Consider the following 15672-nt stretch of genomic DNA (forward strand, 5'->3'; position numbering starts at 1 on the left):
GCCCTCTTCTGTTCACCCCGTGTTGCGCAGGCCCGCGGCGACGCCGTTGATGGACATCAATATCCCCTGGCGGATGTCGTCGCCGGTCTGGCCGCTGCGCCAGCGGCGGATGAGCTCCACCTGCAGATAGTTGAGCGGCGCGATGTAGGGGAAGCGATGATGCAGCGAGCGCGCCAGCGCCGGATTGTCGGCGAGGCGCTCGCTCGATCCGGTGAGATCGGCGAGCGCGGCGTTGGCTCTGCTCCACTCCGTTTCTATCTCCCCATAGATGCGGTCGGCGAGCGCGTGATCCTGCACGAGGCCCGCATAATGGCGCGCGATCGAGAGATCGGTCTTCGACAGGATCATGTCGATGTTCGACAGAAGCGTGCGGAAGAAGGGCCATTCGCGATACATGCGCTTCAGCAGCTCGAGCTTGGTCCCGTCATCGCCCTCGCGGAAGCGTGCGATCGCCGAGCCGAAGCCGTACCAGCCGGGCAGGGCGAGGCGCGCCTGACCCCAGGAGAAGCTCCACGGAATGGCGCGCAGATCCTCGATTCTGCGCGAGGGTTTGCGCGAGGCCGGCCGCGAGCCGATGTTGAGCGAGGCGATCTCGGAGATCGGCGTCGAGGCGAAGAAATAATCGACGAAATCGGGCGTCTCGTAGACGAGGCCGCGATAGGCGTCCATGCCCCATTGCGCGAGCTGTTTCGCCACCTCTAAGAACTCCGGCGGCGGCGCCTTGCTGTGCGAGAGCAAAGTCGCCTCGAGAGTCGCCGCGACGAGCAGCTCGAGATTGATGCGGCCGATCTGCGGATTGGCGTATTTCGCCGCGATCACCTCGCCTTGCTCGGTGAGGCGAATTTGCCCATTCACCGTGCCCGGCGGCTGCGCGAGAATGGCGTCATAGCTCGGTCCGCCGCCGCGGCCCACCGTGCCGCCGCGGCCGTGGAAGAGGCGCATGGCGATGGAGGGCAGGCTGGAGAAGAAATCCGCGAGCGCGGTGGAGGCGCGATAGAGCTCCCATATGCTGGCGAGAATGCCGCCGTCCTTGTTGCTGTCGGAATAGCCCAGCATGATGTCCTGTTGCGCGCCGGAATTGGTGACGAGCTTGACGATTCCGGGCAGCGCATAGAATTCGCGCATGATGACGGCGGCGTTACGCAGATCGCCGATCGTCTCGAACAAAGGCACGATGATGAGATCGGCGGCGACGATATTGGCGTCGCGCGGATCGAGCGTGCCGCGCATCATGCCGCATTCCTTCTGCAGCAGCAGCACTTCCAAGAGATCGCTCACCGTCTCCGTATGGCTGACGATGTAATGTCGGATCGACTCGTGGCCATAGGTCTTGCGCATCTCCGCCGCGCGTTCGAAGATCGCCAGCTCGCTCGCCACATCTTCCGAATAGGCGGCGTCGACCAGCCGCACCGGCCGCGGATCGCCGAGCAGCTTCAGCAATAGGGCGCGCTTCTCCTCTTCCGAGAGAGCGGCGTAATCCGGCGCGACGCGCGCCTCGCGCAGCAGCGCGGCGATCGTCTCCTCGTGACGGTCGGAACTCTGGCGCAAATCGACCGTGGCGAGATGAAAGCCGAAGACTTCCGCCGCGCGGATCAGCGGCTCGAGCCGCTGCGTCGCGATCACCTCGCTGTGATGGCAGCGCAGGGAATCGTCGACGATTTCGAGATCGGCGAGAAAGGCGCGCGCATTGGGGTAGGGGTTCGCCGGCGCGACGGCATGGCGTTGCGCCTCCTGGCCGGTCAGCTCCTCGAGCGTCGCGGCGAGGCGGGCGTAGACGCCGATCAGCGCGCGGCGATAGGGCTCGTCGTCGCGATGCGGATTATCGTCGCCGGAACGCGCGGCGAGCGCTTCCAACGCCTGGCTGCAACCGGCGTAGCGGCGCGAGATGGAGAGCTCTGCGCCGAGCTCATGCACCTCGCTGAGATAGAAGCGCAGCGTCGTCTCGCTCTGCATTCGCAGCGCATTGGCGAGCGAGTCGGCGCGCACATTGGGATTGCCGTCGCGATCGCCGCCGACCCAAGTGCCCATGCGCAGAAATGGCGGAATGCGCAATCCGCCGAGGCGCTCTTCTATATCGGCGTAGAGCAGGGGAATCTGGCGCAAAAAAGTGCTGCGATAATAGCTCAGCGTGTTGGCGATCTCGTCGCGCACGGTGAGTCGCGCCTGACGCAAGAGCTCCGTCTGCCACAGCTGCGAGACGCGGGCGCGCAATTGCAGCTCATTATGGGCGAGTTCCGCTTTGCTGCGCGCGTGCTGGCGCGCTTGCAGCAGGGCGGAGATGGCGTGCTCTGCGTCGAGCAGGCTTTTTCGCCGCACCTCCGTCGGATGCGCGGTGAGGACGGGCGAGACCCAGCCATTGGAGAGCACTTGCGCCACTTTGCCCGGGCCGATGGACGCCTTGCGCAAATGGGCGAAAGTATTGGCGAGGCTCGGCGCGCCGGAGGCCTCGTCGCCCTGCAGCGGATGCAGATCCTCGGCGATATTGGCGAGATGCGAGAAATAGCTGAAGGCGCGGATGACGGTGACCGCCTCGCTCGCCGAGAGCGAGCGCAGCAGCGCCTCGAGCTTGTGATCGGCCTCCATATCGCCATTGCGGCTCACGGCCACGGAGAGGCGGCGGATGGTCTCGATACGCTCGAAGGCGGCGACGCCCTCCTGCTCGCGCACAGTGTCGCCGAGCAGGCGGCCGAGGAGGCGAATATCGGCGAGCAAGGACTGATCGTCGAGCATGGCGGAGGAGCTGGAATTGGCGGCGTCTGTTTCGACTTGCATATGGGGCGTCGATCCTCGAGCGGGGGCGCCGTCGGGCGCGGTAGGTGAGGGCAGCTATAGCAGATTTTGGCGAAATTACGATGCGAGGCGGGGGAGGCGAGCCGTCGGCGCCCGCTGCGGCCCTCCCGCGTCCCCTCCCTTGTCCCCTCCGCCGGTCCGACTTATAGACCTCGCTGCGGCCGTAACCCTACGAGTTCGACAATGGAACACGCGTCCTCGATTCTGATTCCCGCCGCCGTCGGCGCGCTCGTCGGCGCGGCCTTCGTGTTCTTCGCGCGCTGGTCGGAGCGTTATCCGCAGGCGGGCTCGCGCCGCGCGCTGGCCTATGGGCTCATCGCCACCGCCGCGCTCTATGTCGGCCTCGCTTTCGCCTCGGACAATCCCAAGGCCTGGTTCGGCATAGAAATGACCGGCTTCGCCATTTTCGGCTCTTTCGCTCTGCTCGGCCTCGTCGGCTCGCCCTGGTGGCTCGCCGTGGGCTTCGCGCTGCATCCGTTCTGGCATTTGCAGTTCCATTATCTCGGCACGGGCTCGGAGTTCACGCCGGCGTGGTTCACGCTCGGCCTCACCGGTTTCGATCTGGCCGTCGCCGCTTATGTCGTCTATGCCATTCTTCGCGGAGCCGATCCGCAGCTCCAGCGCAAGCGGCCGACGTCGTCGGCGGCGAGCGAGGGCGAGCACGATCCGCAGCGTCCGCTCACGCGCAATGAGCGACGCCTCGCGAAGAAATCCCGTTGACCCAAAGCCCGAGGAAGGCCCGCTCGATGAACGCTCCCGCCGATTTCACTCTCCGTCACGATTGGACGCTGGAGGAGATCGTCGCCATCCACGACGCGCCCCTGCTCGAGCTGATCGCGCGGGCGAGCGCGCTGCACAGCCGCTTCTTCGATCCCAATGACGTGCAGAAGGCGGCGCTGCTCAGCATCAAGACCGGCGGCTGCCCGGAGAATTGCTCCTATTGCTCGCAATCGGCGCATCACCGTGAGGTAAAGCTGGACCGCGTCGAGCTGATGCAGGTGGACGAAGTCCTCAGCGCCGCCAAGCGCGCGCGGGAGGCCGGAGCGGATCGATTCTGCATGGGCGCAGCCTGGCGCCAGGCGCCCAAGGGCGAGCGTTTCGAATCCGTGCTGGACATGGTGCGCGGCGTGCGCGCGCTCGGTATGGAGGCCTGCGTCACGCTCGGAATGCTCGATGACGGCCAAGCCGAGCGGCTCGTGGAGGCGGGCCTCACCGCCTATAACCACAATCTCGACACGGGGCCGGAGTTCTACGGCGAGATCGTCACCACGCGCACTTACGAGGATCGGCTGCAGACGCTCGCCGCCGTGCGCCGGGCCGGCATAGAAATGTGCTGTGGCGGCATTATCGGCATGGGCGAGAGCGTGCGCGACCGCGCCCATATGCTGCAGGTGCTGGCCTCCTTCGATCCGCATCCCGAGAGCGTGCCGATCAATGCGCTGGCCGCGATCGAGGGCACGCCGCTCGAGGGCCGCCCGCCGGTCGATTCGCTGGAGCTGGTGCGCATGATCGCGACGACGCGCATCCTCATGCCGAAGTCGCGCGTGCGCCTGTCGGCCGGCCGCTCCGGCCTCTCGCGCGAGGCGCAGATATTGTGCCTCGTCGCCGGGGCCAATTCTATTTTCTATGGCGAGAAGCTGCTCACGGCCGGCAATCCCGGCCTCGACGCCGACGCCGCGCTCTTTTCGGCGCTCTCCGCGCAAGGGCAGGGGGGCTGCGCGGCGAAGCAATAGGCGCCGCGGGCGGAAGAACGAGCGGGGAGAAGCAGATGCATGGGCAGGACCGCTTTCTCCTCGCCGGCGTGATGGGCTGGCCGATCTCGCATTCGCGCTCGCCCAAAATCCACAATTACTGGCTCGAGCGCTACGGCCTCGCCGGCGCGTATGTCCCGCTCGCCATAGAGCCGGGCCGTCTCGAGGCGGCGCTGCGCGCGCTGCCGTCGTTGAATTTTTCGGGCTGCAATCTCACCATCCCCCATAAGGAAGCAGCGCTTTCCGTCGTCGACGCTCTGGACGCCGGCGCCGAGCGAATCGGCGCGGTGAACTGCGTCGTGGTGGAAGAGGACGGAACGCTCGTCGGCCGCAATTACGACGGTTTCGGCTTCACCGCATCGCTGCGCGCGGCGGCGCCCATGTGGCGGGCGGACGCCGGGCCGGCGGTCGTCATCGGCGCGGGCGGGGCGGCGCGGGCCGTCATCGCCGGGCTCATCGACGCCGGCGCGGCGGAGGTGCGGCTGTTCAATCGCACGCTCGAGCGGGCGCAGAAGATCGCCGCAGATTTCGGCGCGCCGGTTTCGGCGTTCCGCTGGGAGGAGCGCGCCGAGGGCCTCGCCGGCGCCGGACTCCTGGTCAATACGACGAATCAGGGCATGGTCGGCGAGCCGCCGCTCGATCTGACTTTGGATCGCCTGCCCGCGGCGGCGCTCGTCTCCGATATCGTCTATGCGCCTTTGGAGACGCCGCTGCTGGCCGCGGCCAGAGCGCGCGGCAATGTCGCCGTGGATGGGCTCGGAATGCTGATCCATCAGGCGCGGCCGGCCTTCCGCGACTGGTTCGGCGTCATGCCCGAGGCGACGCCGGAACTGCGCGCGCTGATCGAGGCCACGCTCTAGAGCGTTTCCAGCCGAAGTGGACGCCGGTTCGGCGTTGGAAACGCGTCAAAACAAAAGACTCCAGGGGCCTGCGCCAGATGAATTGACGTGAGAACCGAGCCTAAAGGCTCGCGGTCCACGCGCGCCTCTGGACCGCGAGCCTTTAGGCTCGCTTTTCGAAACCCTTCGACTCCGGCGTCGCATTCGGCCGAGCGCTGTCGCCTCACGCAACAAAAGCGGAGACGGCGAAGCGAAAGGGCGACCAGCGGCTCGACAGCTCGACGAATTCATTGGCGCGCTTCACGAAGGTCGAATAGCGCTCGCTGGCGAAACGCGATTGCGCCTCCAGCGCGTCGCTGACCGTTCGGGCCTGGCCGAGCGCGAGCGCCAGATCGAAGACGGCGGCGGCGTTCTCATTGACGAGGTCGATCGTCTTCAGCGGCCAGAGACTCGGATCGAGCGCGGTCGATTCGGACTTCGGCGCAGGGGGCTCGATCGTCGCGTCGATCACGGCGAAAGGCGTGATCGGCGCTTCGGCGATAGGCTCCGCCAGGGTCGTCGGCGCGGGCTCCGCGGATGTCTCGATGACCGCCTCGGCCGTCGTCACGCCCAACTCGACAGGCTCCAGCGCGGCAGTGACAGCCTCTATCTCCACGGCCTCCAGCGCCGCGGCGACGGCCTCGATCTCAGCGGCCGGGGCGGAGGAGGCGGGCGGCGCCGCCTCGGGTTCGTCGTCGTCCAGCGCGTCTTTCAGAGTGATCGGCGGCTCCTTCGGCGGCGCCGGGCGTTTGGAAGAACCTCTCGTATGGGTGGCCATCGCTTCGGGCTCCTGGTTTCTGGTGTCGCGCGCGCCCGAATCGTCTTCGGCTCGGTCGCCTTACTCACCCGCCAACGCACGATATCGTCTCGTCGAGGAGCCGCGCGTCAGCGCGGCGCCGTCGCATCTCACTGTGCCGGCTCACTTGCCGGTCGTCGCCTTTTGCAACGCGGCGCCGAGCTCCTTGGCCTGGCTCTGGATGGTCTCGACCTGGCTCTTCACATATTCCGCTTGCAGCTGGAGAACCTCCTGCGGGTCCTTGGCGCGGAGCAGCTTCTGGGCGAGGTCGAAAGCGGCGTTCACATTGGCTTCGGCGTAGCCGAGCGCCTTGGCGCTCACATCCTTGGCCCCGACCTGGAAGGTGGCGGTCGTCGTCTCGACAGAGCCGATCGCTTTATGCGCGGCTCCGGCGAATCCCTCGAACGCCTTGCGCGCCTGCTCGACGCTCTTCTCGGCGAAGTCGCGGACCTCGTTCGGTATCTGATAGATCGGATCGTTCACGAATGCTTCCTTCTGGTCGGGTCGGCCCGAGGCCGCCCGTCGGCCGAAGAAGGGGCGCCGGCCGACCGCCTGCGGCCGTTCTCGCGCATCGCGACAGGAACGGTACCGCCGATTCGAATATGGCTCAACTCATGCTGCATTGCAACATAATTATGGCCTCGAGGCGGCGCATCCGTTCATGATGAATCGTCGAAGCTTGTTAAAATGTCCGACGCCGCATAGACCAAGCCGCGCCGAACCTTTAAGTTTCTTTTAACCGATCCTTCACCTTCGATCGGCCGCGACGCGCGTTCCGCGCCGCTTTGTTCCGCGCCGTTCCGGCGCTTGTCGCGTCCGAAGAGGCGCTGTCGATATGAGCGAGCACGACAGGCTGGGGATCGAGAGCGAGGCGGTCGCCGCGCGGATCAGCGCCGATCCGGCCTTCGCCGCGCTCGAAGCGTCCGGGGCGCCGATCATCGCGGCCGCCGGCGCGCCGCTTTCGGTCGTCTACGCCAATGAATCCGCCATCGCGATATTCGGCGGGGATATCGCCGCGCTGAGCGAACGTCTGTTCGGCGGCGAGGAGCCCGGCGCGCGCCGGCTCCGCGAGCTCGCCGGAGCGCAGAGCCACGCGGCGGCGCCGCGACTCGAGCGGCTGCGCTTTTCTTTCGGTCCGATCGCGCAGACGGCGACGGTATTGTGCCGTGTCCTCGCCGGCGACAATGGATCGCCTCTTTTCCTCGTCGCAATGCTCGGAATGCGCTCCGCAGGGCAAGAGAGCACGGCTCCCGGCGTCGCCGCGGAAGCTGCCGCCTCTTCCGCGCCGAAGCCGGCCGCCGTGCCGGAGCCCGAGGCTCCACAACCGGCGCGTGTGGTGCGGCCGGAGCGCTTTCTCTGGCGTTCGGACGCCGACGGCCGGATTCTCGACGTCACTTCCGCCCTCGCCGAAATCGTCGGGCGGGAGAATGGCGACATCGCCGGTCGCCGGTTTCTCGATCTGGCCAGCGGGCTGCGGCTCGCCCCGGACGGCCGTCTCGCCGAGGCCTTCGCCTCGCATCGCTCCTGGAGCGGGGTCGAGCTCGACTGGCCGCTCGACGATCATTCGGCGCGCGTGCCGGTGACATTGGGCGCTCTGCCCGTCTTCGACGACGGGCGCTGTTTCGGCGGCTATCAGGGTTATGGCGTGCTGCATGTCGACCGGCTGCGCAAAGAACCGGAACGGGAGCCGGAGAAAGAATCGCCGCCGGCCGCGCTCGAGCCGCCGACCCTGGCGGTGGTCCAGGCCGAGGCCGAGGCCGAGCCGGCGCAGATCGCCGGCGGCGCCAAGGTCGTCGCGCTGCGCCCGTCGCCGCGGCTCGAGGAGGCGACCGCCTCCATCGGCGAGGCGCTGTCGGCGAGCGAGCGCACGGCCTTCGACGAGATCGCCCGCGCGCTCGCCGCCGCCGCGCAAAAACCCGCCAAAGGCTCGGTGCGCGACTTGTTCGAGACGATCGAGCAGGCGACGACCGGACAAGCCGCCGCGGCTCCGGCGGAGCCCGAGCCGGTCCACGAGCCCGAATCCGTCTGCGAGCCGTCGCCGTCGAATGAGAATAACGTCCTTTCGCGCGCCGAGGCGCTGCTCGACCGCCTGCCCATAGGCGTGATGGTCGCGCGCGGGGCGGAGGTCCTCTACGCCAATCGCACGCTGCTCGATTATCTCGGCTATGGCGACGCTGCGGCGCTCGCCGGCGATGGCGGCGCCACTCGGCTCTTCGCCGGCCGCCGCCCGCCGACCGCGCCCGACGGAAGCGCGGGCGGCGTCCTCGAAGTGATCGATAGCGATGGCGAGCCGCTGGAGGCCGACGCGCGGCTGGAGCCGATCGAATGGGACGGCCTCGCCGCCACGCTCGTCACCTTGCGCAGCGCGCGCCCGGCTTCGGCCGCGCCCGTGTCGGCGCGAGCCGGCGCCTTACGCAAGGAGCTGGAGTCGCGTCGCCTGGAGGCGGAGGAGTTGCGCGCCACGCTGGACGCGGTGAGCGACGCCGTGGTGGTGGTGGACGCCGATGGACGTCTGCGCAGCGTCAACGCCGCTTTCGGCCGGCTCGTCGGCGGCGAGGCGCGCGTGCTGCTCGGCTCCGGCCTCGCCTCATTGTTCTGCGACGCCGATCAGGGCGCGGTCGCCGATTTCCTCCGCCGTCCCCCGACGCAAGAGGAGGGGCTTCAGCTCCCGCTCCAGGCGCATATGCGCATCGGCCAATTGCTCCCGGTGCAGCTGACCCTCGCGCCGCTCGGCCCGCCGCCCGAGCAGAGGCGCTGCGTCATTCTTCATGTCGTTCGTCGCCGCGGCTCGGACGACGAGCTCGAGGCCGCCCGCCGCGAGGCCGAGCGCGCCAGCGCCGCCAAGACCGATTTTCTGGCCAAGGTCAGCCATGAGATCCGCACGCCGCTCAACGCCATCATCGGCTTCGCGGAGGTGATGATGGAGGAGCGCTTCGGCGCCCTCGGCAATGAGCGCTACAAGGAATATCTCAAGGACATCCACACCTCCGGCGAGCATGTGCTGAGCCTCGTCAATGATCTGCTCGACCTTTCGAAGATAGAGGCGGGCAAGTTCGAGCTCGACGTCGAGCGCATCGACGCCAACGCCGTGATCTCCGAATGTGTGTCGATCATGCAGCCGCAGGCGAACCGCAGCCGCGTGGTGATCCGCCTGTCGCTGTGGCCGCGTTTGCCGCGCATCCTTGCCGACGGCAGGTCGCTGCGGCAGATATTGCTCAACCTTCTGTCCAATGCGGTGAAGTTCAACGAGGCGGGCGGGCAGGTGATCGTGTCGAGCGCCTTGACCGACGCCGGCTATGTGGTGATCCGCGTGAAGGATACAGGGATCGGCATGTCGGAGAATGAGATAGAGACGGCGCTCGAGCCGTTCCGACAGGTGGGCGCGTCGCGCGGCGGCACCGGCCTCGGCCTGCCGGTGACGAAAGCGCTGATCGAGGCCAATCGCGCCTCCTTCTCGATCAAGAGCCGCAAGAATCAGGGCACTTTGATCGAGGTCGCCTTTCCGCCGCCGCAGGTCCTCGCAGCGGAGTAGAAGCGGCCGCGAGCGCCGCCGTCCTGAATTGATGAGGAGCATTTCGAAGCGCATCTCCGATCGGAGCAGATATCGCCGAGGTCGTGGCGCGCGGGAGCCCGGTGACAGTGACAATCGATCTCAACGCCGATCTCGGAGAAGGATTCGGAGCCTGGCGCATGGGCGACGACGAGGCCATGCTCGATCTCGTCACCTCCGCCAATGTCGCCTGCGGCTATCACGCCGGCGATCCCGACATAATGGCGCGTTGCTTCACTCTGGCGAAGGCGCGCGGCGTCGCCATTGGCGCGCATGTGTCCTTTCCCGATCTCGCCGGCTTCGGCCGGCGCCGCATTCCCTATTCCGCCGCCGAGGTGGAGCGTCTCGTCGCCTATCAGATCGGCGCGGCGCAGGCGCTCGCGCTCTATAGCGGCCATCGTCTCACTTATGTGAAATGCCATGGCGCGCTCGCCAATGTTGCGGAGGTCGAGCCGGAGATCGCGCTCGCCGTGGCGCGGGCGATGCGCGCCGTCGACGCCGGCCTCACTCTGCTCGCCATCGCGCGCAGCGAGCAGGTGGCGGCGGCCGAACATGCGGGCGTTGCGATCGCCCATGAAGTCTTCGCCGATCGCGCCTATCTCGACGATGGACGGCTGAAGTCGCGCAGCCAGAAGGGCGCGGTGATCGAGGACCCCGATTGGGCCGCGGCGCGCGCGGTCAACATGCTGAGCGAGCAGGCGATCGTGACCGAGAGCGGCAAGCGACTGCCGACGCCGATCGACTCCATCTGCGTGCATGGCGACACCGCCCACGCTGTCGAAATGACGCGGCGCCTGCGCGCGGCGCTGGAGCGCGCGGGCTATCAGTTGCTGCCCTTCGCGCCATCGCAGGCGTGAGCTGATGCGCTACGCCGCGCCGCGCTGTCTCGACGCCGGCGAGGCGGCGCTGGTGGTCGAGTTCGGCGACAGCGTCGATCCTGCGATCAACGCCGAGGCGCTGGCGTTGGACGCGGCTCTGCGCGCCGCGCCGCTCGCTGGAATCGTCGAGACGGTTCCGACCTATCGCTCGCTGATGATTCACTACGATCCGCTGGCGCTCACGCGCGCCGCGCTCGTCGCTCATGTCGAGGCGCTGGAGAGAGCGGCGCCGGCGCGCGCCGCTGCGAGCGTCCGCTGGATCATTCCCTGCTGCTACGCACCGCCGCATGGCGAGGATATCGCGGCGGCGGGCGAGGCGCTTTCGCTTTCGCCCAGCCAAGTCGCGGCGCTTCATTCGGGCTCCGACTATCGCGCCTACATGTATGGATTCGCGCCGGGCTGGTGCTATCTCGGCGGCCTGCCTTCGGCGCTGGCCGTTCCGCGCCGCGCCTCTCCGCGCGGGCCGACGCCGCGCGGCGCCGTGCTCATCGGCGGCGGCCTCTCGCTCATCGGCGCCGATCCCATGCCGACCGGCTGGTATGTCCTCGGCCGCACGCCAGAGCGGATGTTCGCGCCGGAGCGCGATCCGTCCTTTTTCGTCGAGGTCGGCGATGCGCTGCGCTTCGAGCCGATCGACGAAGCGACATTTCGCGCGCTCGAGCAGAAGAGCGCCTGCGGCGAGATGATCGCGCGGCGCGAGACGATGACATGAGCGCGTGGCTGATTATTCGCGCGGCGGGGCCGGGCGTCACTGTGCAGGACGCCGGGCGGCGCGGCAGCCTGCGCTTCGGCGTGACGCCGGCCGGGCCGATGGACGCCCGCGCCTTCGCCGCCGCCAATCTCGCGGCGGGCGCCGCAATGGGCGCCGCGGCGATCGAGGTCTCGCTCGGCGGATTGGAGCTGACGGCGGAAGGCGAGACGATCGGCCTCGCCATCGCCGGCGGCGAATTCGACATTCGCCTGGACGGCGCGCCGCTTCCCTTCGCTTGCGCTCTCGCGCTGGAGCCCGGCGCGCATCTCGTCATCCGCGCGGGGCGAGGTGGGGCCTGGTGCTATGTCGCAATCGCGGGCCGCATCGATCTGCCGCCGACGCTGGGCTCGCTCGCCACGCATACGCGCTCTTCCATGGGCGGCCTCGAGGGGCGGGGATTGCGCGCCGGCGATAGTCTGCCGCTCGCCGATCTCGCCGCGCCGCCGCGGGCATTGCTGGCGCTCGAGGCGTCTTGGCTCGCCGCCTCGGAGGAGCCGATCCGCGCCGTGCTCGGGCCGCAGGCGGATTATTTCACGCCAGAGGCGATCGACGAATTTCTGTCGGCGCGCTGGCGGGTCGGGCAGCGGAGCGATCGCATGGCCTATCGGCTGGAGGGCGCGCGCCTCGCTCACGCCAAAGGCCATGACATCGTCTCGGATGGGGTGGCGCTCGGCGCGATTCAGGTTCCGGGCGATGGCGCGCCGCTCGTGCTGATGGCGGATCGCCAGCCGACCGGCGGCTATCCGAAGATCGCCAATGTCATCGGCGCCGATATCGGCCGCTTCGCGCAGCGGCGGCCGGGCGAGGCCTTTTCCTTTGCCGCTGTGTCGATCGAGGAGGCCGTCGCGGCGCGGCGCGCGCAGAGCGAGGCGGTCGACGCGGGCGTGCGGCTCCGTCCCATGGGCGGGGAGATTTCGACGGAATTGCTGCTGTCCGCCAATTTGATCGGCGGCGTCGCCGACGCAAATCTGCCTTTGGAGAAAGAGTAGGGTTCGCCCCTCCCGCGATAGCGCGATCGGATTCGCACATCATCAGGCGCTGCGGCCGTCCTGGCCGGGGCAGGATGTCGCGAGGGCCCTCGAGGCTGAGATAGAAGCGCCGCTTCCGACGCGCGTCTCATTCGTTCGGTCGGAGCGCCGGGCCTTTATCGCGCGCGCCATTGCGCGTAAATTCCAGACCTGCGCCGCCGCGGCGGCGAGAACGATAAAAAGCGGGCCGCGAGCGCGCGCAAAGGGAGAGCCAATTGTCCTATCTGCAGACGATCTGGGGCTATTTGTCGTGGAGCGACAAATGGGTCCTCGCCATCAATGTCTTTCTCGCCGTCATCTTCTTCGCCTCCTGGCGCAACAAGAAGCGCCGCCAGAAACAGGGCGAGTGAACGCGCTCAGCCGCCGCGCAGGCTCGCCGCCGTCTGGCCGAAGAGGATTTTGCGCTCCTCCTCGGTGAAGCCGTCGCGCGGACGCGAAACGGCCTCGCCCTTCGCATAGGCGCGCTCGACCGCCGGCCGCGCGCGCATCGTCTCGAACCAGCGTTTCACATTGGGAAAATCGTCGAGATTTTGTCCCTGCCGCTCATAGGGGACGATCCAAGGATAGGCGGCCATATCGGCGATGGAATAATCGTCGGCGATGTAGTCCCGTCCCGCGAGGCGCTTGTCCAGCACGCCATAGAGGCGATTGGTCTCGTTCACATAGCGATCGATCGCGTAAGGAATCTTCTCCGGCGCGTAATTGCGGAAATGATGGTTCTGCCCGGCCATGGGACCGAGCCCGCCGACCTGCCAGAACAGCCATTCGAGCACGCGCGCGCGGCCGCGCAGATCGCTCGGCAGAAAGCGGCCCGTCTTCTCGGCGAGATAGACGAGTATGGCGCCGGATTCGAACAGCGACACGGCCGCGCCGCCATCGACCGGCGCATGATCGACGATCGCCGGCATTCGATTGTTCGGCGAGATGGCGAGAAAGGCGGGAGCAAATTGCTCGCCTTTGGAAATGTCCACCGGAACGATTTTATAGGCGAGCCCCGCCTCTTCGAGAAAGATCGTGATCTTATGGCCATTGGGCGTCGGCCAGTAGTGGAGGTCGATCATGTCGCGGCTCCGTGTCGCGTGAGGGGAGCGAGTAGCGATCGCTCCGCCGCTATTTTCCACTCGCTACTCGCTACTCGCTATTCGCTATTCGCTCTTCCCAACGGAATCGCGACATAGAATACCGATCCGAGCCCGGGCTGCGACGTCACCGACAGCCGCCAGCCATGGCGATCGGCGATCGATTTGCAGATCGCGAGGCCGATGCCGGTGCCGGGATATTTGCCTTTGGGATGCAGGCGCTTGAACGGCTCGAAGACGAGATGCTCATATTTGCTCTCGAAGCCTATGCCATTATCGGCGAAGGAAACGACGATCTCGCGCTCGCTCTGCGTCGCCTGGATGACGACGTCCGGCGCGCAATCTGGCTTGCGATATTTGAGCGCATTGGAGACGATGTTATGCGTCAGCCGCGCGAATTGCGAGCGGTCGGCGCGAATGGGGACATGCGGCGCCTCGATGTGCAGGCGCGCGTTGGTTTCCGCGATCGTCTCGGAGAGATCGTTCACGGCGAGCTCTATCTCCTCGCGCAGATCGAGCTCCTGCACATTCTGCGCGTCATTGATCGCGCGCGAATAGGTGAGGAGGTCGTCGACGAGCTCGCGCGCGCGCAGAGCGGAGGAGCGCATGACGCTATTGGCGTAGCTCATGTCGGTCGCATTGGCGCTGGAGATCGCATGCTCGAGAATATCGGAGAAGGCGGCGATCTTGCGCAGCGGCTCCTGCAGATCATGCGAGGCGACATAGGCGAATTGCGCGAGCCGCTCATTGGCGCGCTCGAGCTCCGCCGCCCGTTGCGACAGCGCATTCTCGGCCTCTCGTCGCGCCGTGATGTCGAGCACTGTCGCCAGCACGATGGAGCCGGTCTCGCTCTCGATCGGCGTCAGCCCGATCTCGACCGGAAACTCGCTGCCGTCGCGGCGCGTCGCCTTGAGATCGCGGCCCACTCCCATCGGTCGCTTGCTCGGATGGGCGAAGAAGCTCCGCCGCAAGCTGGCGTGTGTCGCCCGCATATGCGCGGGGACGAGAATATCGATGGACTTGCCGACCAGTTCGTCGCTACGATAACCGAACATTCGCTCGGTCTCCGCGTTGACGAATTGGATGAGGCCGTCGGCGCTGCTGACGATCATGGCGGCGGGCGCCGATTCCACCGCCAGGCGAAAGTGGTCGTCGCCTATGCTGTCGAAACTCATCCTCGCACCCCTTTCGTGCGCATTCGCGGCGCTCGTCGGCTGCGCGCGGGGCGGCCGCATCCTATCTTAGAGGAAACAGCGTCGGAGAAACGAGCGCAATCGAGAAGATGGGGATTGTGATGTCGGCTGTCGAGACGAAGAACCGGGCCTGCCGCGTTTTAATCATCGAGGACGATCAGGACGACGTCTTCTTGTTCAAGCGGGCGCTCGAATCCGTGCGTTCCATGCTGGAGCGCGACATAGAATGCGAGCAGGTGGACAATGGCCTCGATGCGATCTTTCTCGTCTCGCGCGAGGAGATCACGGACAAGCTTCCGGACGTGCTGGTGCTGGACCTCAACATGCCGCGGCTCGACGGGGTGAAGTTCCTCAAGTCGCTGCGCCGCTCGCTGCTGCTGAAGGACCTGCCGGTCTATGTGCTGACGACCTCGACCGCGCCGTCGATCCATGAGGAGGCGATGCGCGCCGGCGCCGACAAGGTCTTCGTCAAGCCCAATGACGCGGAGGCGCTGCTGGCGATCGCGCTGGAGATCGTGACCTCGGCGCTGGAGCGCCGCTCCGGCGGCGAGAACGCGACGCCGACGCTTCAGTAATACCAGAGGCCATTGTGCAGCCCGCGCGGCGACTGCGGCGGCGCCGGGCGCGGCGGCGGGGCGACGTCGTCGCCATAGCCATAGCCGCCACTCGGGGCGCCATAGGCGTAGGGCGCCTGTCCCGGGTAACCGCCCCCCGGATAATCGCCCGCATTCCGGTGACGGCTGCGCTGGCGCTCACGCTGCTCGGCGAGACGCTCGCGCGCCTCCCAGAGATCATGGCGGCGCTGTTCCTCGGCGGCCCGGGACTGTTGCGGGGCTGCGCTCTCCCGGGCGCGCGGGGCGCCGAAAGGCTCGGCCTCGGCGGCGGTCGCGAGCGCGACGCCGGCGACGATCGATGCGACGAGCAGGACTTTCGACATGGAGCGGCTCCGATCATGAATCGAAGCGCAGTCTAGACCAT

At 67.2% G+C, this 15672-nt stretch carries 15 protein-coding genes; 9 read left to right on the plus strand and 6 right to left on the minus strand.

From position 1 onward, the window contains the following. Positions 1-12 precede the first annotated feature (12 nt). The gene (gene ppc / locus C5689_RS12685; RefSeq protein ID WP_108917641.1) at positions 13-2772 is read right to left on the minus strand and encodes a phosphoenolpyruvate carboxylase; all 2760 of its coding nucleotides are present in this window, start codon (positions 2770-2772) and stop codon (positions 13-15) included. A gap of 201 nt (positions 2773-2973) precedes the next feature. On the opposite strand from ppc, the gene C5689_RS12690 reads away from it, so the two are divergent. Genes C5689_RS12690 through C5689_RS12700 form a run of 3 tightly spaced genes read left to right on the plus strand, consistent with a single transcriptional unit; the run spans position 2974 to position 5401 of the window. Further along, positions 2974-3510, plus strand: a complete 537-nt coding sequence (locus tag C5689_RS12690; RefSeq protein ID WP_108917642.1) for a hypothetical protein — start codon at positions 2974-2976, stop codon at positions 3508-3510. A gap of 26 nt (positions 3511-3536) precedes the next feature. Then, positions 3537-4523 carry a biotin synthase BioB gene (gene bioB, locus C5689_RS12695; RefSeq protein WP_108917643.1) on the plus strand — a complete coding sequence of 329 codons (987 nt, stop codon included), beginning with the start codon at positions 3537-3539 and terminating at the stop codon, positions 4521-4523. Positions 4524-4558: 35 nt separating this feature from the next. Then, the gene (locus C5689_RS12700) at positions 4559-5401 is read left to right on the plus strand and encodes a shikimate dehydrogenase (protein ID WP_108917644.1); all 843 of its coding nucleotides are present in this window, start codon (positions 4559-4561) and stop codon (positions 5399-5401) included. A gap of 202 nt (positions 5402-5603) precedes the next feature. On the opposite strand, the gene C5689_RS12705 is transcribed toward C5689_RS12700, so the two are convergent. After that, the gene (locus C5689_RS12705) at positions 5604-6197 is read right to left on the minus strand and encodes a phasin family protein (protein ID WP_108917645.1); all 594 of its coding nucleotides are present in this window, start codon (positions 6195-6197) and stop codon (positions 5604-5606) included. Positions 6198-6338: 141 nt separating this feature from the next. Further along, positions 6339-6698, minus strand: coding sequence for a phasin (locus C5689_RS12710; RefSeq protein WP_108917646.1), 360 nt, complete (start codon positions 6696-6698; stop codon positions 6339-6341). Between the two features lie 352 nt (positions 6699-7050). Between C5689_RS12710 and C5689_RS12715 the strand changes: the two genes are divergently transcribed. From C5689_RS12715 to C5689_RS18965, 5 genes are all read left to right on the plus strand, one after another. Then, positions 7051-9747 carry a sensor histidine kinase gene (locus C5689_RS12715; protein WP_108917647.1) on the plus strand — a complete coding sequence of 899 codons (2697 nt, stop codon included), beginning with the start codon at positions 7051-7053 and terminating at the stop codon, positions 9745-9747. 107 nt (positions 9748-9854) lie between these two features. Continuing rightward, positions 9855-10622 carry a LamB/YcsF family protein gene (locus C5689_RS12720; protein ID WP_108917648.1) on the plus strand — a complete coding sequence of 256 codons (768 nt, stop codon included), beginning with the start codon at positions 9855-9857 and terminating at the stop codon, positions 10620-10622. Positions 10623-10626: 4 nt separating this feature from the next. Then, entirely contained in the window at positions 10627-11355 is a 729-nt protein-coding gene (locus C5689_RS12725; RefSeq protein WP_108917649.1) for a 5-oxoprolinase subunit B family protein, read from the plus strand. Next, positions 11352-12383 (plus strand): 5-oxoprolinase subunit C family protein, encoded by a 1032-nt coding sequence (locus tag C5689_RS12730; RefSeq protein ID WP_108917650.1) that lies wholly within the window; start codon positions 11352-11354, stop codon positions 12381-12383. Before C5689_RS12725 ends, C5689_RS12730 begins: the two co-directional genes overlap by 4 nt. 254 nt (positions 12384-12637) lie before the next feature. Continuing rightward, the gene (locus C5689_RS18965; protein WP_255461818.1) at positions 12638-12772 is read left to right on the plus strand and encodes a hypothetical protein; all 135 of its coding nucleotides are present in this window, start codon (positions 12638-12640) and stop codon (positions 12770-12772) included. A 6-nt stretch (positions 12773-12778) separates the two neighbouring features. Here C5689_RS18965 and C5689_RS12735 read toward each other — a convergent pair whose 3' ends face one another. Both C5689_RS12735 and C5689_RS12740 read right to left on the minus strand, forming a co-directional pair. After that, positions 12779-13483: a glutathione binding-like protein gene (locus C5689_RS12735; RefSeq protein WP_108917651.1), complete on the minus strand. Its 705-nt coding sequence runs from the start codon at positions 13481-13483 to the stop codon at positions 12779-12781. Between the two features lie 77 nt (positions 13484-13560). Further along, on the minus strand, positions 13561-14676 hold the full coding sequence (locus tag C5689_RS12740) for a sensor histidine kinase (RefSeq protein WP_108917652.1): 1116 nt from the start codon (positions 14674-14676) through the stop codon (positions 13561-13563). 119 nt (positions 14677-14795) lie between these two features. Between C5689_RS12740 and C5689_RS12745 the strand changes: the two genes are divergently transcribed. Continuing rightward, entirely contained in the window at positions 14796-15269 is a 474-nt protein-coding gene (locus C5689_RS12745) for a response regulator (protein WP_108917653.1), read from the plus strand. Here the strand turns inward: C5689_RS12745 and C5689_RS12750 are convergent. Continuing rightward, positions 15263-15631: a hypothetical protein gene (locus C5689_RS12750; RefSeq protein ID WP_108917654.1), complete on the minus strand. Its 369-nt coding sequence runs from the start codon at positions 15629-15631 to the stop codon at positions 15263-15265. The genes C5689_RS12745 and C5689_RS12750 overlap by 7 nt on opposite strands. Between the last annotated feature and the right edge of the window lie 41 nt (positions 15632-15672).

It is taken from the genome of Methylosinus sporium, assembly GCF_003113265.1.
Classification (GTDB): domain Bacteria; phylum Pseudomonadota; class Alphaproteobacteria; order Rhizobiales; family Beijerinckiaceae; genus Methylosinus; species Methylosinus sporium.